A 22,537-nucleotide genomic window follows, 5' to 3' on the forward strand; every position below is an offset into this window, starting at 1 on the left:
ACAGGAGTAGGGTGGACGGTCGGCATCCCGTCCCGTCTGCCCAAGGAGCGTTTTACATGTCGCGTACCGTAGTCCTGGCCGCCGCCATCAGCCTGGCGCTGGCGGCCTGTTCCGGCAAGGAGTCCACCCCCGTGTCCGCAGCCCAGAATACCCCGGCCCAGCAGCCGGCCGATGCCTCCACCAACCCGCTGCTGAGCGCCAGCACGCTGCCGTTCCAGGCGCCGCCGTTCGACAAGATCAAGGACAGCGACTACCTGCCGGCGTTCGAGGAAGGCATGCGCCAGCACCTGGCCGACGTGCGCAAGATCGCCGACAACAGCGAGCCGGCCACCTTCGACAACACCATCGTGGCGATGGAGCGCAGCGGCGAGACCCTGACCCGCGTGTCGCGCATCTTCTTCGGCCTGGTGCAGGCCGATACCAACGATGCGCGCCAGAAGATCCAGGAAGAAGTCGCGCCGAAACTGGCCGCGCACCAGGACGAGATCAGCCTCGACCCGAAGCTGTTCGCACGCGTGAAGTCGCTGTACGACCAGCGTGACACGCTGGGCCTGGACCCGGTGCAGAAGCGCCTGGTCGAGCATTACTACGACGGCCTGGTGCGTGCCGGTGCGCAGCTGTCCGACGCCGACAAGGCCAGCCTGCGCAAGCTCAACGTGGAAGAGACCACGCTTTCCACCCAGTTCCATACCCGCCTGGTCGCCGCCACCGCTGCCGCTGCCGTCATCGTGGACGACAAGGCCAAGCTGGCCGGCCTGGATGAGAACGCGATCAACACCGCAGCTGCCGATGCGAAGGCGCGCAAGCTTGACGGCAAGTTCCTGCTGCCGCTGCAGAACACCACCCAGCAGCCGGTGCTTGGTTCGCTGAGCGACCGCGACCAGCGCGCCGCCGTGCTCAAGGCCTCGGAAACCCGCGCCGAGCGCGGTGATGCTAACGACACCCGCCAGACCGTGCAGCGCCTGGCCCAGCTGCGTGCGCAGAAGGCCAAGCTGCTGGGTTTCGACACCTTCGCCGACTACCAGCTGGGCGACCAGATGGCCAAGACCCCGGCCGCCGCGCTGAAGCTGCTGACCGACACCGTGCCGGCTGCCACCGCCAAGGCACGTGCCGAAGCCGGCGAGATCCAGAAGGTGATCGACGCGCAGAAGGGCGGTTTCCAGGTTGCGGCCTCGGACTGGGACTTCTACGCCGAGCAGGTGCGCAAGGCCAAGTACGATCTGGATGAGTCGCAGATCAAGCCCTATTTCGAGCTGGACAACGTGCTGCAGAACGGCGTCTTCTACGCCGCCACCCAGCTGTACGGCATCACCTTCAAGCCACGTACCGACATCCCGACCTACCACCCGGACATGAAGGTGTATGAAGTGTTCGACAAGGACGGCACCTCGCTGGCCCTGTTCTACACCGACTACTTCAAGCGTGACAGCAAGTCCGGTGGCGCGTGGATGGACGTGTTCGTCGAGCAGGATGGCCTGACCGGCGCCAAGCCGGTGGTCTACAACGTCTGCAACTTCACCAAGCCGGCCGAAGGCCAGCCGGCGCTGTTGAGCTTCGACGACGTCACCACCCTGTTCCACGAGTTCGGCCACGCCCTGCACGGCATGTTCTCGAACGTGAAGTACCCCTCGATCGCCGGCACGGCCACCTCGCGCGATTTCGTCGAGTTCCCGTCGCAGTTCAACGAGCACTGGGCGCTGGATCCGAAGGTCTTCGCCAACTACGCCAAGAACTACAAGACCGGCGAGCCGATGCCGCAGGAACTGGTCGACAAGATCCTCAAGGCGCGCAGCTTCAACCAGGGCTACGCCACCACCGAGTACCTGTCGGCTGCGCTGCTGGACCTGGCCTGGCACACGCAGAAGGCCGACGCGCCGCTGCAGGATGTCGGAGCCTTCGAAGCCAGCGCGCTGAAGAAGTTCAAGGTCGATCTGCCGCAGGTTCCGCCGCGCTACCGCACCACCTACTTCGACCACATCTGGGGCGGTGGCTACTCGGCCGGCTACTACGCCTACTTCTGGGCGGAGGTGCTCGACCATGACGCCTTCCAGTGGTTCACCGAGAACGGCGGCCTGACCGCGGCCAATGGCCAGCAATTCCGCGACAAGATCCTCTCGCGCGGCAACAGCGTGGAGCTGTCGACCCTGTACCGCGATTTCCGCGGCAAGGACCCGTCGGTGGAACCGCTGCTGAAGTTCCGCGGGCTGAAGTAAGAAAGCGAAAACGGCGGGGGCGACCCCGCCGTTTTTTTCTGTAGCGTCGAGCCATGCTCGACGTTCTTCTGTAGAGCCGAGCCCATGCTCGGCTGATGTTTCCTGGAAAGGCAGCCGAGCATGGGCTCGGCTCTACAAACAGCGTTACGTCCCCACGTGCACCCGGTTCGCCTGTTCGGCAAGGCCCAGGTGATCCAGCGCGATATCCAGCGCCAGCACGTAGCTCTGCGCGCCATAGCCGGCGGCGATGCCCAGGCGCTGGCCGATGCCGGCCGGCAGACAGGGCTCAGCCACCGCGCCGTCGTCATGCACCTCCACGTAGGCGTTGTGCAGATAGGGCAGCAGGCGCTGCAGACGCAGGCTGCCGGCACACGCGCCGGGATCGAGCAATGTCACTTCGCCGCGGCTGTGATCGGCCACGCGCAGGGCATCCAGCAGTTCCTGTTCCGAACCGCAGGCACGGATGGCCACGCTGGTGCCGGCATCGATCGCACGGTGTACCAGCGACTTCAGTACCGGTGCCGGCAGCGGCAGTGCGGTACGGATCAATGTGCCGGCCGCTTCCGGGCCGCGGATGATGAAGATCGACATGGCTCAGCCCTCCTGCGCCAGGCGGCGGCCGACGATGGCCAGCGACAGCGGATAACCGGCCTGCTGGCTGCGCTGGTCGACCACCACCGCGGCCGGCCCATGCTGCAGGCGCAGGCGCGCGTCCAGGCCGGGTTCGCGGGCGCTCTGCAGTTCGATGTAATGCGCCGGCAGCCGCTCCAGAGCGGCCTGCAGCGCGCTGCCCTCGGCCTGCCATTGCGCCTCGTCGGCCACGCCCACGTCCAGCAGTACCCAGTCGGCCGAGCGCGCCTGCGGCTGGCACAGGCACTGGCGCACTTCGGACAGGCTGGCGCAGTCGCTGCACAGCACGCGGTGGCCGGACAACTGCGCCGGCAGCTGCGGACGCGGTGCCGATGAAGAGGCGTGGCGGATCACCAGGAGGGTCATACAACACCTTGCGGAAAGCGCCGTTCGGCGCGGTGGGCAGACGATGCGCGCAGTGCCCGTAAAGGTGCGATGCCGGGCGCCGGGCCCGGGCGTAAAACCTGTGTAACCCTGCATCGGCAGCGCCGGGCCATGCCCGGCGAGCACATGGCGCGGCCGTCCCAACACTCCGCCGGGCATGGCCCGGCGCGACCGGGAACCTCTTGCACCCGGATGGGGTCTGAAGACCCTGCCACCCCATCGGAACCTGACATGGATGCTGTTGCCCGACCGCCGTTCCCGCAACGCGCTCTCGCCTGGCTGAAGAAGGAGGCGCTGCCGCTGCTGCTCATGCTGGGCCTGCTCGCCGCCGCCCGCGACACCCTCGCCAATCATTACGTGGTGCCCAGTGGCTCGATGCAGCCGACCCTGCAGCCCGGTGACCGGGTGGTGGTGGACATGCGTGCCTATGGCCTGCGCCTGCCGTTCACCAACACGTCCCTGCTGTCCACCGGCCAGCCGCAGCGCGGCGAGGTGGCGGTATTCGATTCGCCTGCCGACGGCACCCGCCTGATCAAGCGGGTCGCCGCCGTGGCCGGCGACCACGTGCAACTTCACGAGGGCCACCTGAGCATCAACGGCCACCCGCTGCAGATGGCCGACCTGCAGGACGTGGAGGCCTTCGGCAGCCGCCGTGCCCGTCTGGACCTGGACATGGGCGGTGGTCCCGACATTGCGGACCTGGTGGTACCGGCCGGCAAGCTGCTGGTACTGGGGGATCATCGCGGCAACAGTTTCGATGGCCGCTTCTTCGGCTTTGTCGACGCCGACAAGGTCTACGGGCGCGCGGTGGCCGTCTACTACCGCCGCGGCGATGGCTTCCAGTGGCAGCACCTGTGAGTTGAATCGATACGTCAGGGATATCAATCCTGACTTTTCAGGTTATGGATCGACTGGATGGACGGGCCTACTCTGGGGCCCGTTCCCTCCACCCCGGCCGCCCCTACGGCCCATCGATCCCATGACTGGCGAAACCGCCGCGGCCCCCGAACGTCGCTTCCCTCCTGCCGATTCCAGCCCCGAGACGCGCATCCAGCAGGGCACGCCAGCGTTCCGCCGCACGGCGGTCGCGCTGTTCCTGGCCGGCTTCTCCACCTTTGGCCTGCTGTACACGGTGCAGCCGTTGCTGCCCGAGTTCAGCCGCCACTTCGGCGTCTCCGCCGCCGGCAGCGCGATGTCGCTGTCACTGACCACCGGCACGCTGGCCGTGGCGATGCTGCTGGCCGGGCTGCTGTCCGACGCCGTGGGCCGCAGGCCGTTGATGATCGTCGCCCTGCTGGCCTCGGCCATCCTCTCGCTGAGTACCGCCCTGGTCGATGACTGGACCACGCTGCTGGTGCTGCGCACCCTGCTGGGCCTGGCCCTGAGTGGCGTGCCGGCGGTGGCGATGACCTATCTGGTCGAAGAAATGGACAGCCGCGCACTGGGCCTGGCGATGGGCCTGTACATCGGCGGCAACGCGATCGGTGGCATGAGCGGGCGCCTGCTCGCCGGCATCATCGCCGACCATTGGGGGTGGCGCTGGGGCATCGGCGTGGTCTCGATCATCGCCGTGGCCAGCACCGTGTTGCTGTGGCTGCAGCTGCCGCCATCGCGGCATTTCCAGGCCCGTCGCGGCGGCCTGCGCCAGCTGCCGTCGCGCTGGCGCACGTTGTTCGCCGATCCCGGCCTGCCGTGGCTGTTCGCCACCTCCTTCGTGTTGATGGGCGTATTCGTCACCCTCTACAACTACCTCGGCTATCACCTGCTGGCGCCGCCGTACCACCTCAGCCAGACCGTGGTCGGGCTGATCTTCAGCGTCTACCTGGTCGGTACGTTCAGCTCGGCATGGATGGGCCAACAGGCCACGCGGTACGGCCGTGGGCGCGTCCTGTCGATCTCCTTCGTGCTTATCGGTGCCGGCATCGCGCTGCTGGCGATGCCGTGGCTGACCACGATGGCGCTGGGCATCGCGCTGGTGACCTTCGGCTTCTTCGGCGGTCATTCGGTCGCCAGCAGCTGGGTCGGCAGCCGGGCGGGCATGATGCGCGCGGAAGCCTCGGCACTGTATCTGTTCGCCTACTACCTGGGGTCGAGCGTGCTGGGCGGTGTGGGCGGGCTTGCCTACGCCGCGTGGGACTGGCTGGGGGTGTGCGCGTTCGCGGCAGTGCTGACCCTGCTTGGCGGTGGCATCGTCTGGGCGTTGCAGCAGCGCGCCCCGCAGCCGGTGACGGCCTGATGCTCGCCGGGCATGGCCCGGCGCTACCGTTTCCACCCTGACCGGGTAGCGCCGGGCCATGCCCGGCGAGCGCGCAGCGCGGCGCTTCACTCTTCGGCGAATGCGCCGCGCAGCAGGCCGGCGAAGTTGCGGATCAGCGGCGTCACTCCCTCACGGCGCCATGCCAGCTGCACCTCCGAGTGCGCGCCGGCATCGGCCAGCGCGACAAAGCGCGCGCCTTCCACCCGGATGTGGTCGCACGAGGACGGCAGGATCGCCGCACCCAGGCCAGCCGCCGCCAGGCTGATCAGCGTGGACGCCTCACCGGCTTCCTGCACGATGCGTGGAGTGAATCCGGCAGCCGCGCACAGCGCGATCATGTGGTCATGGATGCCGGCGCCGGCACTGCGTCGAAAGGCCACGAACGGTTCCTGCGCGAACGCACGCAGCGACAGCGTTCCCTGTTCCGGAAGCCGGCGCAGGGCAGGGTGGTCGGCATGCACGATCAACGCCAGCGGATCGACGAACAGGCTGTGCGCAACCAGTTCCGGCGGCAGCGCGCGCTTGCGGATGATGCCCACGTCCAGTGAACCGTCGAGCAGGGCGTCGATCTGCTGCAGCGTGTTCATCTCGCTCAGCTGCAGCCGCACCTGCGGATACTGCTGGCGGTAGCGCAGGATCGAGCGCGGAATCTGCGGCGACAGCGGTGTGGCCCGGGTCAGCCCGATATGCAGCTCACCCTGTTCGCCGCGCTGTGCGCGCTGCACCTCGTCCACAGCCGTCTCCACCTGCTGCACGATGGCCCGCGCGCGCTCCTGCAGCAGTTCACCGGCAGGCGTCAGCTGCACGCGGCGATGGCTGCGCACGAACAGGCGCGCCCCGATCAGGTCCTCCAGCTGGCGGATCTGCTGGCTGAGCGGCGGCTGCGACATGCCCAGCCGCTCGGCCGCCTGGCCGAAGTGCAGGGTCTCGGCAACGGCAAGGAAATAGCGCAGGTGGCGCAGTTCGATGGACATGCGCCCAGTCTATTCATCGCCAGCCGTGAATGGGGTCAGATCCGTTGTCCGCAGGAAAACGGATCTGACCCCCGAGGTAGCTGTCATCCAGGTGCAGGGCGGCAGCCCTGCAAACCAGAACCCCCTCACCGCTCGGAATGCCCGCTCTGGTCGTAATCGCGCGGACTGAACAGTTCCGGCTGGATCAGCTCGATGAACGCCCGCGCCTGCGCCGACAGCGCCTTGCCACGCCGCACGATCACGCCATAACTGCGCTCCGGGAACCAGCGCTTCATCGACCGCGCCGCCAGCCGCTCGTGGTCGGTCTCGTTCAGGCACAGCGCCGGCACGATGGAAATACCCATGCCCATCGCCACGTACTGCTTGATTACTTCCCAGCCGCCCACCTCGAGGGCGACGGTGTACGCGATGCGATGGCGCTGGAACACCTGGTCGACCAGACGGTAGGTGATCTGCCGCTTCGGCGGCAGCACCAGCGGATAGCGGGCGATGTCGGCCAGCTCCAGCTCCGCGCCCCGGGCCAGCGGATGGTCGTGCGGCGCGATCAGCACCTGCTCGAAACGATAGGCCGGGGCGTAGCTGAGATCGGCGGGCACGTCGGTCATCGAGCCGATAGCAAGGTCAGCGGCGTCCTCGCGCAGCAGGTCGGTGCCGTCCGCGCTGATCGCGTTGTGCAGGGTCAGGCGCACGTCCGGGTGATGCATGCGGAAGCGCTCGACGATCTTCGGCAGCAGGTACAGGATGGTCGAACTGTTGGCCGCGATGTTCAGTTCGCCTGCATCCAGCCCGCGCACCTTGTCGCGGAAGCGTGCCTCCAGCCCGTCCAGGCTCTCCACCAGCGGTTGCGCCATTTCATACAGCAGCTGGCCCTCGCGGCTGGGCACCAGGCGGCGGCCGCTGCGCTCGAACAGCGGTACGCCCAGCTCCCGCTCCAGCGCCTGCAATTGCAGGCTGATGGCCGGCTGGCTGACGAAAAGCGCCTCAGCCGCCCGTGAGACTGAACCCAGACGCACGGTCTGGCAGAACGCACGCAAGGGCTTCAGGCGGTCGGATTTGTAGGAAAAACGAGGACTTGGCGAGCTGCGCGTGGTCATGGCGTAACGAGTATTAGCACAATTTATGTAAAGCATTGCAAAAACTGTTTTGCCAAATACTGAGCGCCAGCGGCACGGTGGAGACGTTCCCCACTGCTGGAGTCGTCCCATGTCCGCCGTCGCTTCCGCTGTTCCCTCCCCCGCCGCCAAGGCCACGCCCGGCATCGCCCTGGCGACCCGGGTGGCCGGCCAGGACACCCTGCTGCCGGCGCCGTTGCTGGCCCTGCTGGTGTCGCTGCACCGGGCGGTGGAGCCGGGTCGGCAGGCGCGGCTGCAGGCCCGCCGTGAGCGCCAGGCGTTCTTCGACCGCGGCGGCCTGCCGGACTTCCGTGAGGACACTGCCGCGATCCGCAGCGGCGACTGGACCGTCGCGCCGCTGCCGGCCGCGCTGCAGGACCGCCGCGTCGAGATCACCGGCCCGACCGATCCGAAGATGGTCATCAACGCGCTGAACTCCGGCGCCAAGGTGTTCATGGCCGACTTCGAGGATTCGACCTCGCCGACCTGGCGCAACCTGCTGGCCGGGCAGCAGTCGCTGGCCGCTGCGGTGCGTGGTGACCTGGAGTACACCGCGGCCAATGGCAAGCACTACACCCTGCGCCCGTACGACGAGCAGGCCGTGCTGATCGTGCGCCCGCGTGGCTGGCATCTGGACGAGAAGCACGTCCGCATCGATGGCCAGTTCCTGGCCGGTGGCCTGTTCGACGCGGCGGTGTTCGCCTTCCACAACGCCCGCACGCTGCAGCGCAAGGATCGTGGCCCGTACTTCTACCTGCCCAAGCTGCAGAGCATGGAAGAGGCGGCCCTGTGGGAGACCGCGCTGTCGCACATCGAAGGCATGCTGGGCCTGCCGCACGGGCAGATCAAGGTGACCGTGCTGATCGAAACGCTGCCGGCGGTGTTCGAGATGGACGAGATCCTGCACGCGCTGCGCGACCGCATCGTCGGCCTGAACTGCGGGCGCTGGGACTACATCTTCTCTTACCTGAAGACCTTCCGCCGCCACGCCGACCGCGTGCTGCCCGAGCGCGGCCAGGTGACCATGACCCAGCCGTTCCTGAAGGCGTATTCGGAACTGCTGATCCAGACGTGCCACCGCCGGGGGGCACATGCGATGGGCGGCATGGCGGCGCAGATTCCGATCAACAACGACGCCGCTGCCAACGAGCAGGCGATGGCGCGTGTGCGTGCCGACAAGCTGCGCGAGGTGAGTGCAGGCCATGACGGCACCTGGGTCGCGCATCCGGCGCTGATTCCGGTGGCGATGGCGATCTTCGACGAGCACATGCCTGCGCCCAACCAGCACCACGTCCTGCGTCAGGACGTGCGCGTGGGCCGCGACGAACTGATCGCGCGTCCGCCGGGCACCATCACCCGCGCCGGCTTCGAGGGCAATGTCGAAGTCTGCGTGCGCTACCTGGCCGCGTGGCTGGACGGCAACGGTTGCGTGCCCATCCATCACCTGATGGAAGACGCGGCCACCGCCGAGATCAGCCGCAGCCAGTTGTGGCAGTGGTTGCATACCCCGGGCCAGCAGCTGGACGACGGCACTGCCATCGACCTGGCACTGCTCGACACCACCCTGGCGCAGCTGCCCGCACGCCTGGGTGATACCACCGCGCTGCCCGGCGGCGCGCGCATCGGCGAAGCCATCGCCCTGCTTGGCGAACTGAGCCGCAACGATGAACTGACCGACTTCCTGACCCTGCCGGCCTACGCGCGCATCGACTGATCCCCGCGCCCGTTTCCACGCCGCTTCCCTTCCCGCTGCACGCACCACTGAACTGGAGAAAGACATGAGCACCCTGCCCACTGCCGAACAGATCCAGCACGACTGGGATACCAACCCGCGCTGGGAAGGCATCCAGCGCAACTACAGCGCCGCCGACGTGGTGCGCCTGCGCGGCACTGTCCATATCGAGCATTCGCTGGCCCGGCTGGGCGCGGAGAAGCTGTGGAAATCGCTGCACGAGCGCGAGTTCGTCAACGCGCTGGGCGCACTGACCGGCAACCAGGCCATGCAGCAGGTCAAGGCCGGCCTGAAGGCGATCTACCTGTCCGGCTGGCAGGTGGCGGCCGATGCCAACCTGGCCGGGCAGATGTATCCGGACCAGTCGCTGTATCCGGCCGATTCGGTGCCGGCGGTGGTCAAGCGCATCAACAACACGCTGCTGCGCGCCGACCAGCTGCATCACGCTGAAGGCAAGGACGACATCGATTTCCTGCAGCCGATCGTAGCCGATGCCGAGGCCGGCTTCGGTGGCGTGCTCAATGCGTTCGAACTGATGAAGGCGATGATCGAAGCCGGCGCCGCGGGCGTGCATTTCGAGGACCAGCTGGCATCGGTGAAGAAGTGCGGCCACATGGGCGGCAAGGTGCTGGTGCCGACCCGCGAGGCCATCGAGAAGCTCAACGCGGCGCGGCTGGCGGCCGATGTGCTGGGTGTGCCGACCCTGCTGGTGGCGCGCACCGACGCCGAAGCGGCCGACCTGCTGACCAGTGACATCGACGGCAACGATAAGCCGTTCACCACCGGCGAGCGCACCGTCGAAGGCTTCTACAAGACCCGCAACGGCCTGGAACAGGCCATCAGCCGCGGCCTGGCCTATGCACCGTATGCCGATCTGGTGTGGTGCGAGACCGGCAAGCCGGACCTGGAGTTCGCGCGCAGGTTCGCCGAAGCCATCCATGCGAAGTTCCCCGGCAAGCTGCTGGCCTACAACTGCTCGCCGAGCTTCAACTGGAAGAAGAACCTGGACGACGCCACCATCGCCAAGTTCCAGAAGGAGCTGGGCAGCTATGGCTACAAGTTCCAGTTCATCACCCTGGCTGGTTTCCACGCGCTGAACTACGGCATGTTCAACCTGGCCCACGGTTACGCGCGCCGGCAGATGAGCGCCTTCGTCGAGCTGCAGGAGGCGGAGTTCGAAGCGGCCGAACGCGGCTTCACCGCGGTCAAGCACCAGCGCGAGGTCGGCACCGGTTACTTCGACGCGGTCACCCAGGCGATCCAGCAGGGACAGTCCTCCACCACCGCGCTGACCGGTTCGACCGAAGAAGAGCAGTTCCACAGCGAACGCGCGGCCTGATCCAACGGTGGCCGTGCGATCGGCTGCCGACACCGCTCAGGGTGGCCAGGGAAGGGCCAGACAACGCCGGCCGGTCGGGGGACCTGCCGGCGTTGTTGTATCCCCTCGGCCCGGTCCCGCATGGCATCCGCGTCAATCGGGCGCACGCCTCGCCACGCAACTTGGCCCAAACCCTGTGAAGACGGGCATCAGCTTGATCCGGCAGGAATTTTTACGGACAGTCGTGCTCCCAAGGTGCAGCCCCCGGTCTCCACGCACCTACCGGCTGTCGATTCGTAAAAATGAGATAGGGCGCACACTTTAAAGCGGTGCTATGCTCCGCGGCTCACCAGGGGACGCTGGCGGCGGGTGCAGGGAATGACCGGCAGGGGTGCGGCCGAGAACACTGATGCAACGACCGGTATCGCCCATGTGGCGATGGCCGAGATCGTGCATGCGCTGCTGTCCGATGCCGAGGTCGCATTGTTCGCCAGATTCGGCCGGCCGCGCCGGCTCGAAGCCGGGCAGTGGCTGTTCCAGCGCGGCCATCGTGGCGAGCGCATGTACGTGATCCTGGAAGGCCGGATCGAACTGGATTTCGGCGAGGATCTGGTGATCAAGGTCCTCGGCCACCAAGAGTTCTTCGGCGAGCTGGGCCTGCTGGTCGGCGATCACCTGCGCAGTGCCGGTGCACGTGCGCTGGTCGATTGCCAGGTGCTGGAACTGGGGCCGGCCGATTTCCAGCGTCTGGTCGATGCCGATCCAGGGCTGGTGGCCTACTTCCTGCGCCGTACGATCATGCGCGTGCTGACCAACGAGCAGGCCCTGATCAGCCAGCTGCGGCGCCGCAACCACGATCTGGAAACTGCGCTCGACAATCTGTACATCACCACCCACCAGCTCACGCACACCCGTGAGCTGGTGCGTACCGACGAACTGACCGGGCTGCACAACCGCCGCGGGCTGACCCTGTACCTGCAGGAGTGCCGGGCCGATGGGCAGGGCGCACCGCAGGGCCTGCTGCTGATCGATTGTGATCGCTTCAAGCAGATCAACGACCGGCACGGTCACCAGGCCGGCGACCGGGTGCTGCAGAGCATGGGCAACATCCTGCGCTCGATGGCTGGCGAACACGACCTGGCCTGCCGCCTGGGCGGCGATGAGTTCTGCCTCATCCTGCGGCGCGGCACCCACGAAATCGTGCAGCATGCCGCCGAGTTCATCCTCAGCGCGGTGCATGGTCTACTCGAACGCAGCCATGGCACGCCCCATGTGAGCCTGGTGAGCATCGGCGCCAGCCTGCTGGCGCCGGATGCGGACTGGAGCGAGTGGTATGCGCGTGCGGACCGAGCGCTGTACCAGGCCAAGCGCGATGGCGGCAACTGCCTGCGCTGGGTGGACGCGCCGGACGGGCACTAGAGCGGAGACACCGGTGATGAAGGGCGACAAAGGAACGTCGGCGCCACACAACCAGCAGCTGCGCGCGCTGCTGTTCACCGACCTGTGCGATTCGCTGCAGCTGGTTGAGCGGATCGGTGATGTGGCGGCGGCCGAGCTGTTCCAGCAGCATGACCGTCTGGTGCTGGGTCTGCAGCAGCGCTGGAACGGGCAGCTGATCGACCGTTCCGACGGCCTGTTCGTACTGTTCGAGCGCACCATCGATGGCGTCGGTTTTGCCCTGGCCTACCAGACTGCGGTGGAGGCGCTGGGGCGTGAGCGCGGCATCGTGCTGCGCGCGCGTGCGGGCCTGCATGTCGGTGACGTGCTGTTGTGGAACAACAGTGCCGAAGCAATGGCCCATGGCGCCAAGCCGGTGGAGGTGGAGGGCCTGGCCAAGCCGATGGCGGCGCGGCTGATGCAGCTGGCCTGGCCGGGCCAGGTGTTGCTGTCGGCCACCGCCGAGCACATGGCACGGCGCGCTACCTCCACGCTGCCCTGGGCCAGCGAGGCGCTGCGCTGGAAGCACCATGGGCGCTGGCGCTTCAAGGGCATCACCGAGCGCCAGGATGTGTTCGAGATCGGCCTGCGTGGCAGTGCGCCGCTGCGTCGACCGCGCTCGGGCGAGAAGGCATGGCGCGATCTACCCTTGTGGCGGCGTCCCGCGGCTGTGGTCACCGAGGCCGCGCTGGCGGTGACGCTGGGCGTGCTGTTGTGGATGCTGCTGCGCCCGGCGCCGGCCATCGCCTTCGCCGAACGGGACTGGGTGATCCTGGCCGCGGTGCAGAACACCACCGCCTATCCGCAGCTGGACAGCAGCCTGGAGCAGGCGCTGTACATCAGCCTGGGTCAGTCACGCTTCGTCAACATCCTCAGCGAGTTGAAGGTGCGCGACACCCTGCAGCTGATGCAGCGCTCGCCACAGGCACGGCTCGACCGAGGCCTGGCCATCGAGGTGGCCCTGCGCGACGGCGCACGCGCGGTGCTGGTACCGAGCGTGCTCGAGCTCAACGGCAAGGTGCGGGTCAGTGTCGAAGTGGTCGATCCGCACAGCGGCCAGACCGTCTATACGCGCTACGCCGATGGTCGAGGCCTGGAATCGATCCTGACCTCCACCGACCACGTGGTGGCAGCGCTGCGCGCCGACCTGGGCGAAGCGTTGCGTGATGTCGGTCGCGATCAGCGACCACTGCCCACCGTGGCGACGGCCAATCTCGATGCCCTGCATGCCTACGCCAAGGGCGTCGATGCCACGGCGGCCGCCCGCTACGACGACGCACTGATGTTCTACGAGCAGGCCACCCGGCTCGATCCCGCATTCGCCTTTGCCTATGTGGGGCAGATGACCATCCAGCACGCCAAGGGCAACCTGGAGCAGGCCGCCGTGCTGTACCGAAAGGCGGTCAGCCAGCGTGCCCACCTGACCGCACGCGACCAGCTGTACCTTGACGCGTGGGCAGCGGATTTCGCAGGTGCACCGCCCATGCGCATCGCCGACAAGTGGCGCCTGCTGACCGAGCTGTACCCGGACGACCCGGCCGGTTGGATGAACTACGCCAAGATCCTGTACACCCAGGGCGACTATGACGGCGCCCTGGCCGCAACACAGCCGCTGCTGGCCCGCCAGCATTCTCGGCGTGCACTGGTGCTGGTGTTCGTGGCGCGGGTGCAGCTGGCCCGTGGCGAAGTCGCCGCAGCCGAAGCGGCGCTGCGTGGCGCACGCCTTCATCCGGGCTGGAATGGCGATGGCATGGAGCCGGTGATCGCCGCGCTGGCTGGTGATTTCGAGGCCGCCAATGCCGGTTTTGCGGCGATGCCCGTATCGGGGCCGGGGACGCGCATGCTGCGCGCGGCGGTGCTGGCCATGCAGGAGCGCGCGCACGAGGCAGCCACCGACATGCGGCAGGTGGCTGCCCAGTGCACGACGGTCGGTGGGCTGTGCGACATCTACGCGCTGCAGGCACTGGCCTGGCGCGAACAGGAAGGCGACCACGTGACGGCGCAGGAATACCTGCGTGTGCTGGACCGGGCGCTGGCCGCGGTCGACCGTCGCCATCCTGCGCCAGCGCGCCGCAATGCATTCATCGCCCTGGCGGCGGCCTATCATGCCGCGCGCGCAGGCCACGCCTCGGTGGTGATGCAGCGCAGGGACCCGCTGCAGGCCCTGCCCGAGCGCGACGCGGATCCGCGTCTGCGCGAGCTCTGGAACCTGCTGCGTGCCCGCATGGCCTTCGACCAAGGTGACCTGGACCAGGCGCAGGACCTGCTGGCGCAGCAGCCGTCGGCGAACCTGTTCCAGTGGCGGGTGCTGCAGCTGGATCTGGTGACCGCGCGCGGCGACCAGGCCGCGGTCGCACGGCAGGCGGCGTGGCTGCAGCGCCACGCCGGCCTAGCATTTGCTGAAGACACCGGTGACTACGCTCTGTTGCCACTGAACGCGATGGACGTGCAGCGGCTGGCGGCAGGCCGCGCCGCCGCAGTGATGCCTGACAAGGGCACGGTGGCCGCGCCCTGAGGCCGGTCTATCGATCCAGGCCGGGCAGGCCATCCTCGAACAGGAACGGCACGGTGAACGAGGCACGCGCGTCCAGCAGCTCCCGCAGGCGCGGAGCGGCCTTGGCGAACTCGGCCTTGCTGCCCAGCGTGGCCAGCGGCGTATGGCAGGCGCGCACGCAGTCTTCATCGGCGCCCAGATCGAGCAGTGCCTGGCCCGGATCAGCGGCGAAAGCCTTGCGGAAGTCATCGTCGCTGGACAGGCGTTCCAGCAGCTGCTGGACGACGTGGGTGGGAAGCGGTGAAGAAGACATGGCGTGCAACCGACGGGCTGGGAAAATGGAAGTATCGGCGGCGATCGTGCGAAGTTGATGGCAGGCACGTGCATCGCGCTATGATCGGCGCCCCCGCAGGCCTTTCGATTGCACGCCGATGAGATTCCGCCGTTGCCGGACACTGTTCGTCGAGCCGGTCGAACGCCCGGCCTTTGCATTGGCCGACCTGATGGCCGGCGGCACCGGGGTGACCTTCGAGCAGCGGCTGCAGGTGCGTACCGCCCACCTGCCTTCGGCATGCGAGATCGATGCCGACAGCTGCGCCTGGCTGTTGGCCTGCAGCGCCGAGCATTGGCAGCCGATGCCGGAGGATGCGGCCTGCCGCCGCCGCGTACTGGCGCTGCTGCAGCAGGGACTGCTGGTGAGCGACGATCCGGCCCATGCCGAGGCCTGTGCGGCCGAGCAGCGCGTGCGCGACAGCCACTGGTGGCCGCTGTCGGCGCTGCACTACCAGCAATCCTGCTGGGATGGCGTGGACAGCAGCGCGGACATGCAGCGTCAGCAGCTGGTGACCGCGCGCGACCTGGTCCGCAGCTTCGGCAATCCGCCGCCGGAGGCGCCGCCACGCCAGCCCGGCGCGCTTGCGCTGCCCCGCTGCGATGATGATCCGATGCAGGAACTGCTGCAGGCGCGTGCCACCTGCCGGAATTTTGATGCAACCCGCGCGCTGCCGCTGCCGTTGCTGGCACGGCTGCTGCAGCAGGTGCTGATGGCGCAGGCACAGGTGGAAACCGATCCGGACGTGCGGTTCCTGAAGAAGAACGTGCCCTCGGCCGGCAGCCTGCATCCGCTGGAAGCCTATCTGATGGTGCGCGACGTGCAGGGCCTGGCGCCGGGGCTCTACCATTACCACGCAGTCGCGCATGAACTGGCCCCGCTGCCGGTGCAGCCCGACGATCCCGCAGGGTTCCGCCTGCGCCTGCTGGCGGGCCAGCACTGGTTCGCCGATGCCCACGTGCTGCTGGTACTGGTGTGCCGCTTCGAGCGCACCTTCTGGAAGTACCGCAACCACGCCAAGGCCTACCGTGCGGTCATGCTCGACGCCGGGCACATCTCGCAGGCGTTCTACAGCGCGGCCACCGCACAGGGCCTGGGCGCGTTCGTCACGGCGGCCATCAACGAGGCCGAGGCCGCGCGCGCGCTTGCCCTGCAGCCGATGGCGGAAGGCGCGCTGGCGGTATGCGGCTTCGGCTGGCGCGCGGCAACGATGCAGACCTCGGAGATGGACCCGGCGGGCCGTGTCTGGCCCGCCAGGATCACGCCGTAGCGTGGCTCAGGTCGCTTCGAAGTCGACCAGGACCGCGCCGTCCCCGACCTGGTCGCCGGCCTTCGCCCGGTAACCCTTCACTGTGCCGTCGGCCGGTGCCTGCAGGGTGTGCTCCATCTTCATCGCCTCGAGTACCACCAGCGGCGTGCCACGCTTGACCTGGGCACCGGCCTCGACCAGCGTGGCCACGATCCTGCCGGGCATCGGCGCCAGCAGGCTGCCTGCATCGGCCACCGCATGCTCCGACTCGCCGACCGGGTCGTGCAGGGTGAAGCGGTGCTGGCCATCGGCGCCGAACAGATACAGCTGGTCACCCTCGCGCAGCAGCTGCAGTGACCGGCGACGGCCGTCCAGCTGCACCGTCAGGTGCTGGCTGTCGAGGCGACCGAGCACCGACTGCGGGGCCGCATCATCACATTGCACACGCCAGCCATCGGCCTGTGCCCACACCTTCAGCACGTGCCGGCGCTCTCCCTGCTGCAGCGGCAGCACGCGGGGCGCGGGCGCACCCAGGCGCCAGCCATCCTGTGCGCGCCAGGGCGAATGGGGGTCGCGCGGGTCGCTGCCGGCGTCGGCCGTGCTGGCAACCGCGGCGACCGCGGCCAACTGCCAGAAGGCATCGTCGCTGTCACCGATGGCGCTCAAGGCGGCCTGCTCGCGTTCGATCAGTGCGGTATCCAGCCGGGCGTGCGCGAATGAATCGGTGTGGACCAGCCGGCGCAGGAAACCGGCATTGGTGGTCACGCCCACCACCTGGCAGTCAGCCAGTGCCTGGCTCATGCGCCGCAATGCGCTGTCGCGGTCCACATCCCAGACGATCAGCTTGGCGATCATCGGGTCGTAATACGGCGTGATGGCGTCGCCTTCCTCCACGCCGGTATCCACGCGCACGTTGGCCGAGGCCGCCGGCAGGCGCAGGCGGCGCAGGGTACCGGTGGACGGCAGGAAGCTGCGGTCGGCATCTTCGGCGTACAGCCGTGCTTCGATCGCGTGGCCGTGGATGGCCAGCTGGTCTTGGCGCAGCGGCAGTGGCTGGCCACAGGCCACGCGCAGCTGCCATTCCACCAGGTCGGTACCGGTGATGAACTCGGTGACCGGATGCTCGACCTGCAGGCGGGTGTTCATTTCCATGAAGTAGAAATCACCGTCCGGGCCGGCGATGAACTCCACCGTGCCCGCGCCGACGTAGCCCACGGCGCGTGCAGCGTCGACCGCCGCCTGGCCCATCGCCGCGCGGCGCTCGGCACTCATGCCCGGTGCCGGGGCCTCTTCCAGCACTTTCTGGTGCCGGCGTTGCACCGAGCAGTCACGCTCGAACAGGTAGACCGCATCACCGTGGCTGTCGCCGAACACCTGGATCTCGATATGGCGCGGGCGCTCGACATACTTCTCGACCAGCACGTGGCCGTTGCCGAACGCCGAGGCGGCTTCGCGCTGGCAGCTGGCCAGCGCATCGATGAAGTCCTCGCTGCGTTCGACCTTGCGCATGCCCTTGCCGCCACCGCCGGCGCTGGCCTTGATCAGCACCGGATAGCCGATCGTATCGGCCTGCGCGCGCAGGAAGTCCGGCGCCTGCTGGTCACCGTGATAACCCGGCGTCAGCGGCACGCCGGCTTTGGCCATCAAGGCCTTGGCCGCGCTCTTGTCACCCATCGCGCGGATCGCGCTGGCCGGCGGCCCGATGAAGGTGATGCCGGCGGCGGCACAGGCATCGGCGAAGTCGGCGTTCTCGGACAGGAAGCCGTATCCGGGATGGATCGCCTGCGCGCCGCTCCGGCGTGCGGCGTCGAGCAGGGCCTCGCCGCGCAGATAGCTCTCGCGTGCGGCGGCCGGCCCGATGTGGATGGCCTCGTCGGCCAGGCGCACGTGGCGGGCATTGCGGTCCGCATCGGAATACACCGCCACGGTGGCGATGCCGAGGCGGCGGCAGGTGGCGACGACGCGGCAGGCGATTTCGCCACGGTTGGCGATCAGGACTTTGGTGAACATGGCGACAGGCTCGGTCATGGCGCGGGTTACATGCGGAACACGCCGAAGCGCGTCTGCTGCGGGGCGGCGTTGAGGCTGGCCGACAGCGCCAGGGCCAATACCCGGCGGGTATCGGCCGGATCGATCACGCCGTCGTCCCACAGGCGCGCGCTGGCGTAGTACGGGTGGCCCTGCTGCTCGAACTGCTCGCGGATCGGCGCCTTGAACGCGTCCTCTTCCTCGGCGGGCCATTGCCCCCCCTTGGCTTCGATGCCATCGCGACGCACCGTGGCCAGCACGCTGGCGGCCTGTTCGCCACCCATCACGCCGATGCGTGCGTTGGGCCACATCCACAGGAAATTCGGCGAATAGGCCCGCCCACACATGCCGTAGTTGCCGGCGCCGAACGAGCCGCCGATCACCACGGTGAACTTGGGCACCTTCGCGCAGGCGACCGCCATCACCAGCTTGGCACCGTCCTTGGCGATACCGCCCTGTTCGTACTTGCGCCCGACCATGAAGCCGGTGATGTTCTGCAGGAACAGCAGCGGGATGCCGCGCTGGGTGCACAGCTCGATGAAGTGCGCGCCCTTCAGGGCGGACTCGGAGAACAGGATGCCGTTGTTGGCGATGATGCCGATCGGGTAGCCGTTCAGATGGGCGAAGCCGGTGACCAGGGTGGCGCCATAGCGCGGCTTGAACTCATCGAAGCGCGAGCCATCGACCAGGCGTGCGATCACCTCGCGCACGTCGTAGGGCTTGCGCGTATCGGCCGGGATCACGCCGTACAGTTCGTGCGCCGGCAGCAACGGTTCCTCCGGCGGCTGCATCGCCATCGCCGGTTCCGGCTTGCGCCAGTTCAGCTGGGCGATGATCGCGCGGACCCGTGCCAGCGCCTGCAGGTCGTTGTCGGCCATGTGGTCGGCCACGCCGGAAATGCGCGTGTGCACGTCCGCGCCGCCCAGTTCCTCGGCCGTCACCACTTCACCGGTGGCCGCCTTCACCAGCGGCGGGCCGCCGAGGAAGATGGTGCCCTGCTCACGCACGATCACCGTTTCATCGCTCATCGCCGGCACGTAGGCGCCACCGGCGGTGCAGCTGCCCATGACGCAGGCGATCTGCGGGATGCCCTGCGCGGACAGGTTGGCCTGGTTGTAGAAGATGCGGCCGAAATGGTCGCGGTCGGGGAACACCTCGTCCTGCAGCGGCAGGAAGGCGCCACCGGAGTCGACCAGATAGATGCACGGCAGGTGGTTCTGCTCGGCGATCTCCTGTGCACGCAGGTGCTTCTTCACCGTCATCGGGTAATAGGTGCCGCCCTTGACCGTGGCATCGTTGGCCACGATCACGCACTCCACGCCGCTGACCCGGCCGATACCGGCGACCACGCCGGCTGCCGGCACGGCATCGTCATACATGCCATGAGCAGCCAGCGGCGCGATTTCCAGGAAGGCACTGCCGGCATCGAGCAGGGCGTCGATGCGGTCGCGTACCAGCAGCTTGCCGCGCGCGGTGTGCCTGGCGCGTGCCGCCTCGCTGCCGCCCAGGGCAGTGCGGGCGAGGGTGGCGTGCAGATCGTCGACCACGGCCTGCATCGCCGCGCGGTTGCTTTCAAACGTGTCGCTGCCCGGTTGCAGCTGGCTGTTCAGGACGGTCATGGGGTGGCCTTACAGAGTGCGCTGGAACAATTCACGGCCGATCAGCATGCGGCGGATCTCCGACGTGCCCGCACCGATCTCGTACAGCTTGGCGTCGCGCCACAGGCGGCCGGTCGGGTACTCGTTGATGTAGCCGTTGCCACCGAGGATCTGGATCGCCTGCCCGGTCAGCCAGGTGGCCTTCTCGGCGGCGTACAGGATCGCACCGGCCGCGTCCTGGCGGGTGGTACGGCCCTGGTCGCAGGCGCGCGCCACGGCGTACACGTAGGCGCGGCAGGCGCCCAGGCCCACGTACATGTCGGCGATCTTGGCCTGGATCAGCTGGAAGCTGCCGATCGCTTCGCCGAACTGGTGGCGTTCGTGCACGTACGGCATCACCACGTCCATGGCCGCAGCCATCAGCCCCAGCGGGCCGCCGGACAGCACCACGCGCTCGTAGTCCAGGCCGGACATCAGCACGCGCACGCCACCGCCGACGCTGCCGAGCACGTTCTCTTCGGGAATCTCGCAGTCCTGGAACACCAGCTCGCAGGTCGGCGAGGAACGCATGCCCAGCTTGTCGAGCTTCTGCGCGGTGGAGAAACCCGGCATGCCCTTTTCAACCAGGAAGGCGGTGATGCCCCTGGCGCCGGCGTCCATGTCGGTTTTGGCATAGACCACCAGCACATCGGCGTCCGGGCCGTTGGTGATCCACATCTTGTTGCCGTTGAGGACATAGCGATCGCCACGCTTGTCGGCGCGCAGCTTCATCGATACCACGTCCGAACCGGCGCCGGGTTCGCTCATCGCCAGTGCGCCCACCTTGGCGCCGCTGCACAGGTCGGGCAGGAAGCGCTGCTTCTGCGCCTCGCTGCCGTTCTTGCGCAGCTGGTTCACGCACAGGTTGGAGTGCGCGCCATAGGACAGGCCGATGCCGCCGGAGGCGCGCGAGACCTCTTCCATCGCCACCACGTGGGCCAGGTAGCCCATGCCGGTACCGCCGTATTCTTCCTCGACGGTAAGGCCGAGCAGGCCCTGTTCGCCCAGTTTCGGCCACAGTGCCTGCGGGAACTGGTTGGTCGCATCGGCCTCGGCCGCCAGCGGCGCGATCTCGGCGGCGGCAAAATGGGCCACGCTCTGGCGCAGCAGGTCGATCTCTTCACCGAGATCGAAGTTCAGGGATGGCACGTGCATTACAGCGGCTCCACGGCGGCAAAGTGGGGGATGGACGCACCCAGGGCTTGCCGGCGATGGTTTCCAGGACCGCGCCGGCACGGGCGAGGCCCCAGCGTAACGGGGTTCGGGAAAGAAGTGAACACAAATTCAAAAATTGAAACCAGAATCAAAACATGGCCTACAAACGCTCTGCACTGATGGAAGAACGCCTGGCCGGGGCCCGCGAGCGGATCCTGCTGGCAACCCGTGAACGGGTCGCCACCGGCGGCTGGCGAAACGCCCCGGTGACCGCCGTGGCAACCCAGGCGGGGGTCTCCACCGGCCTGATCTACCGTCATTTCCCCTCCAAGGCCGACCTGTTCGTGGAGGTGCTCAACGCGGCGGTGGCCCATGAAGTGGCGATCATGGAACGCATCGCCAGCGGCCCGGAGGCCGCCAGCGAGCGCCTGCGGCTGGCCATCGCCGCCTTCGTGCGTCGCGCCCTGGCGGGTCCGGGGCTGGCCCACGCCTTCATCGTCGAACCGGTCGATCCGGACGTGGAAGCCGAGCGCATGCGCGGCCGCCGTGCCTTCGGCGATGTGTTCCTGCGCCTGGTGGAGGAAGGTGTGGCCGCCGGCGAACTGCCTGCGCAGGATGCGCATGTGGCGGCCGCGTGCCTGGTCGGCGCCTTCACCGAAGCGATGGTTGGCCCGACTGCGCCCAGCCGTGAAGCGCATCGCGACGAGGATGCGCTGGTCGACGCCATCTGCAGCTTCTGCCTGCGTGCCATCGGCGCACCGGTAAATCGGTAGCGCCGGGCCATGCCCGGTGGCTTGTGTTGCTGGGGTCAGATCCCTTTTGCGGCGCAAAAGGGATCTGACCCCAGCCCCGGCATGTTGCGCCGCACCAGCATTGACGCCTGTTGTCGCGCGCAGGGCGCGTTCTATACTCGGCCCATCACGCAGTCGCTCAGCCGTGGTCCAACGACTACCAGCCAGGGGTAACGAAGAGTGCGGAATTACGATCTGGAGTTCCTGAAACGCTTCTCCATGGTGATCGCGCTGTTGATGGCCATCACTCTGGGTCTGATCTTCCTTGCCGCCTTCCTGCACACCCGGATTCCGCCCGAGGTGTCGCCCACTGCGGCCAAACGCACCGAACAGCGCATCGCGCCGACCGGAGCCGTGTACGCCGGCAGTACCGGTGCGGCCGCGCAGGCGGCCGCCAAGGCGGCCGCGCTGGCCAAGGCCGCCTCGCAGGTGGCGTACGGCGGCACCACGGATGGCAAGGTCATCTTCGACAACCTGTGCACCGCCTGCCATACCACCGGCGTGGGCCAGGCGCCGACCCTGGACCGCGCGCACTGGGACCAGCGCATCACGCAGGGCAAGGACACGCTCTACAAGCACGCCATCGAGGGCTACACCGGCCCGGACGGCGGCATCATGCCACCCAAGGGCGGCAACCCGGCGCTGACCGAGGAACAGATCCACGCCACCGTGGACTGGATGCTGGGCAACCTGAAGTAGGACCTTTCCGCAGCGCCGGGCCTGCCCTCGGCAGCCTCTGCTCCACCTGCGTGGGCGGCTGCCGGGCATGGGCCCGGCGCTGCGATCGCGCCATCG

18 protein-coding genes are annotated in these 22,537 nt (G+C 67.9%); 10 read left to right on the forward strand and 8 right to left on the reverse strand.

The features are described from left to right. Nucleotides 1-56 precede the first annotated feature (56 nt). Nucleotides 57-2,213, forward strand: a complete 2,157-nt coding sequence (dcp, locus tag ACZK08_RS01020; protein ID WP_065174176.1) for a peptidyl-dipeptidase Dcp — start codon at nucleotides 57-59, stop codon at nucleotides 2,211-2,213. Between the two features lie 144 nt (nucleotides 2,214-2,357). On the opposite strand, the gene ACZK08_RS01025 is transcribed toward dcp, so the two are convergent. Both ACZK08_RS01025 and ACZK08_RS01030 read right to left on the reverse strand, forming a co-directional pair. Then, entirely contained in the window at nucleotides 2,358-2,804 is a 447-nt protein-coding gene (locus ACZK08_RS01025; protein ID WP_053518439.1) for a hypothetical protein, read from the reverse strand. 3 nt (nucleotides 2,805-2,807) lie between these two features. Further along, nucleotides 2,808-3,209: a hypothetical protein gene (locus ACZK08_RS01030; protein WP_053518441.1), complete on the reverse strand. Its 402-nt coding sequence runs from the start codon at nucleotides 3,207-3,209 to the stop codon at nucleotides 2,808-2,810. A gap of 249 nt (nucleotides 3,210-3,458) precedes the next feature. On the opposite strand from ACZK08_RS01030, the gene lepB reads away from it, so the two are divergent. Beyond that, on the forward strand, nucleotides 3,459-4,085 hold the full coding sequence (gene lepB / locus ACZK08_RS01035) for a signal peptidase I (protein WP_065174178.1): 627 nt from the start codon (nucleotides 3,459-3,461) through the stop codon (nucleotides 4,083-4,085). 121 nt (nucleotides 4,086-4,206) lie between these two features. Further along, the gene (locus ACZK08_RS01040) at nucleotides 4,207-5,463 is read left to right on the forward strand and encodes an MFS transporter (RefSeq protein WP_065182046.1); all 1,257 of its coding nucleotides are present in this window, start codon (nucleotides 4,207-4,209) and stop codon (nucleotides 5,461-5,463) included. An 86-nt stretch (nucleotides 5,464-5,549) separates the two neighbouring features. On the opposite strand, the gene ACZK08_RS01045 is transcribed toward ACZK08_RS01040, so the two are convergent. Both ACZK08_RS01045 and ACZK08_RS01050 read right to left on the reverse strand, forming a co-directional pair. Then, complete coding sequence (locus ACZK08_RS01045) at nucleotides 5,550-6,458, reverse strand: LysR family transcriptional regulator (protein ID WP_053520468.1); 909 nt, start codon at nucleotides 6,456-6,458, stop codon at nucleotides 5,550-5,552. 125 nt (nucleotides 6,459-6,583) lie between these two features. Next, nucleotides 6,584-7,552, reverse strand: a complete 969-nt coding sequence (locus ACZK08_RS01050; protein WP_053518611.1) for a LysR family transcriptional regulator — start codon at nucleotides 7,550-7,552, stop codon at nucleotides 6,584-6,586. Between the two features lie 109 nt (nucleotides 7,553-7,661). Here ACZK08_RS01050 and aceB point away from each other — a divergent pair, with 109 nt between their 5' ends. The 4 genes from aceB (at nucleotide 7,662) to ACZK08_RS01070 (ending at nucleotide 14,572) form a co-directional block, all read left to right on the forward strand. After that, on the forward strand, nucleotides 7,662-9,284 hold the full coding sequence (gene aceB / locus ACZK08_RS01055) for a malate synthase A (RefSeq protein WP_053518609.1): 1,623 nt from the start codon (nucleotides 7,662-7,664) through the stop codon (nucleotides 9,282-9,284). A 64-nt stretch (nucleotides 9,285-9,348) separates the two neighbouring features. Next, nucleotides 9,349-10,641 (forward strand): isocitrate lyase, encoded by a 1,293-nt coding sequence (gene aceA / locus ACZK08_RS01060; RefSeq protein ID WP_053518608.1) that lies wholly within the window; start codon nucleotides 9,349-9,351, stop codon nucleotides 10,639-10,641. 357 nt (nucleotides 10,642-10,998) lie between these two features. Beyond that, nucleotides 10,999-12,039 carry a GGDEF domain-containing protein gene (locus ACZK08_RS01065; RefSeq protein WP_053518607.1) on the forward strand — a complete coding sequence of 347 codons (1,041 nt, stop codon included), beginning with the start codon at nucleotides 10,999-11,001 and terminating at the stop codon, nucleotides 12,037-12,039. A 16-nt stretch (nucleotides 12,040-12,055) separates the two neighbouring features. After that, nucleotides 12,056-14,572 (forward strand): putative peptide modification system cyclase, encoded by a 2,517-nt coding sequence (locus ACZK08_RS01070; protein WP_065182044.1) that lies wholly within the window; start codon nucleotides 12,056-12,058, stop codon nucleotides 14,570-14,572. A gap of 7 nt (nucleotides 14,573-14,579) precedes the next feature. On the opposite strand, the gene ACZK08_RS01075 is transcribed toward ACZK08_RS01070, so the two are convergent. Then, the gene (locus tag ACZK08_RS01075) at nucleotides 14,580-14,864 is read right to left on the reverse strand and encodes an NHLP-related RiPP peptide (RefSeq protein WP_053518604.1); all 285 of its coding nucleotides are present in this window, start codon (nucleotides 14,862-14,864) and stop codon (nucleotides 14,580-14,582) included. Nucleotides 14,865-14,982: 118 nt separating this feature from the next. Between ACZK08_RS01075 and ACZK08_RS01080 the strand changes: the two genes are divergently transcribed. Next, nucleotides 14,983-16,152, forward strand: a complete 1,170-nt coding sequence (locus ACZK08_RS01080) for a putative peptide maturation dehydrogenase (protein WP_053518602.1) — start codon at nucleotides 14,983-14,985, stop codon at nucleotides 16,150-16,152. Nucleotides 16,153-16,158: 6 nt separating this feature from the next. Here the strand turns inward: ACZK08_RS01080 and ACZK08_RS01085 are convergent, their stop codons facing one another. From ACZK08_RS01085 to ACZK08_RS01095, 3 genes are read right to left on the reverse strand one after another with little or no spacing between them, the layout of a single operon-like run. After that, entirely contained in the window at nucleotides 16,159-18,141 is a 1,983-nt protein-coding gene (locus ACZK08_RS01085) for an acetyl-CoA carboxylase biotin carboxylase subunit (RefSeq protein WP_065182161.1), read from the reverse strand. A gap of 26 nt (nucleotides 18,142-18,167) precedes the next feature. Then, entirely contained in the window at nucleotides 18,168-19,778 is a 1,611-nt protein-coding gene (locus tag ACZK08_RS01090) for a carboxyl transferase domain-containing protein (protein WP_065182043.1), read from the reverse strand. Between the two features lie 9 nt (nucleotides 19,779-19,787). Then, nucleotides 19,788-20,951 (reverse strand): isovaleryl-CoA dehydrogenase, encoded by a 1,164-nt coding sequence (locus ACZK08_RS01095; protein WP_053518598.1) that lies wholly within the window; start codon nucleotides 20,949-20,951, stop codon nucleotides 19,788-19,790. Nucleotides 20,952-21,106: 155 nt separating this feature from the next. On the opposite strand from ACZK08_RS01095, the gene ACZK08_RS01100 reads away from it, so the two are divergent. Then, nucleotides 21,107-21,724, forward strand: coding sequence for a TetR/AcrR family transcriptional regulator (locus tag ACZK08_RS01100; protein WP_053518597.1), 618 nt, complete (start codon nucleotides 21,107-21,109; stop codon nucleotides 21,722-21,724). Nucleotides 21,725-21,922: 198 nt separating this feature from the next. Next, a complete protein-coding gene (locus ACZK08_RS01105) occupies nucleotides 21,923-22,441 on the forward strand; it encodes a c-type cytochrome (RefSeq protein WP_053518595.1) in 519 nt (172 codons plus the stop codon). The last annotated feature ends 96 nt before the right edge of the window (nucleotides 22,442-22,537 follow it).

This window comes from Stenotrophomonas sp. 112478_Sma (assembly GCF_056479905.1).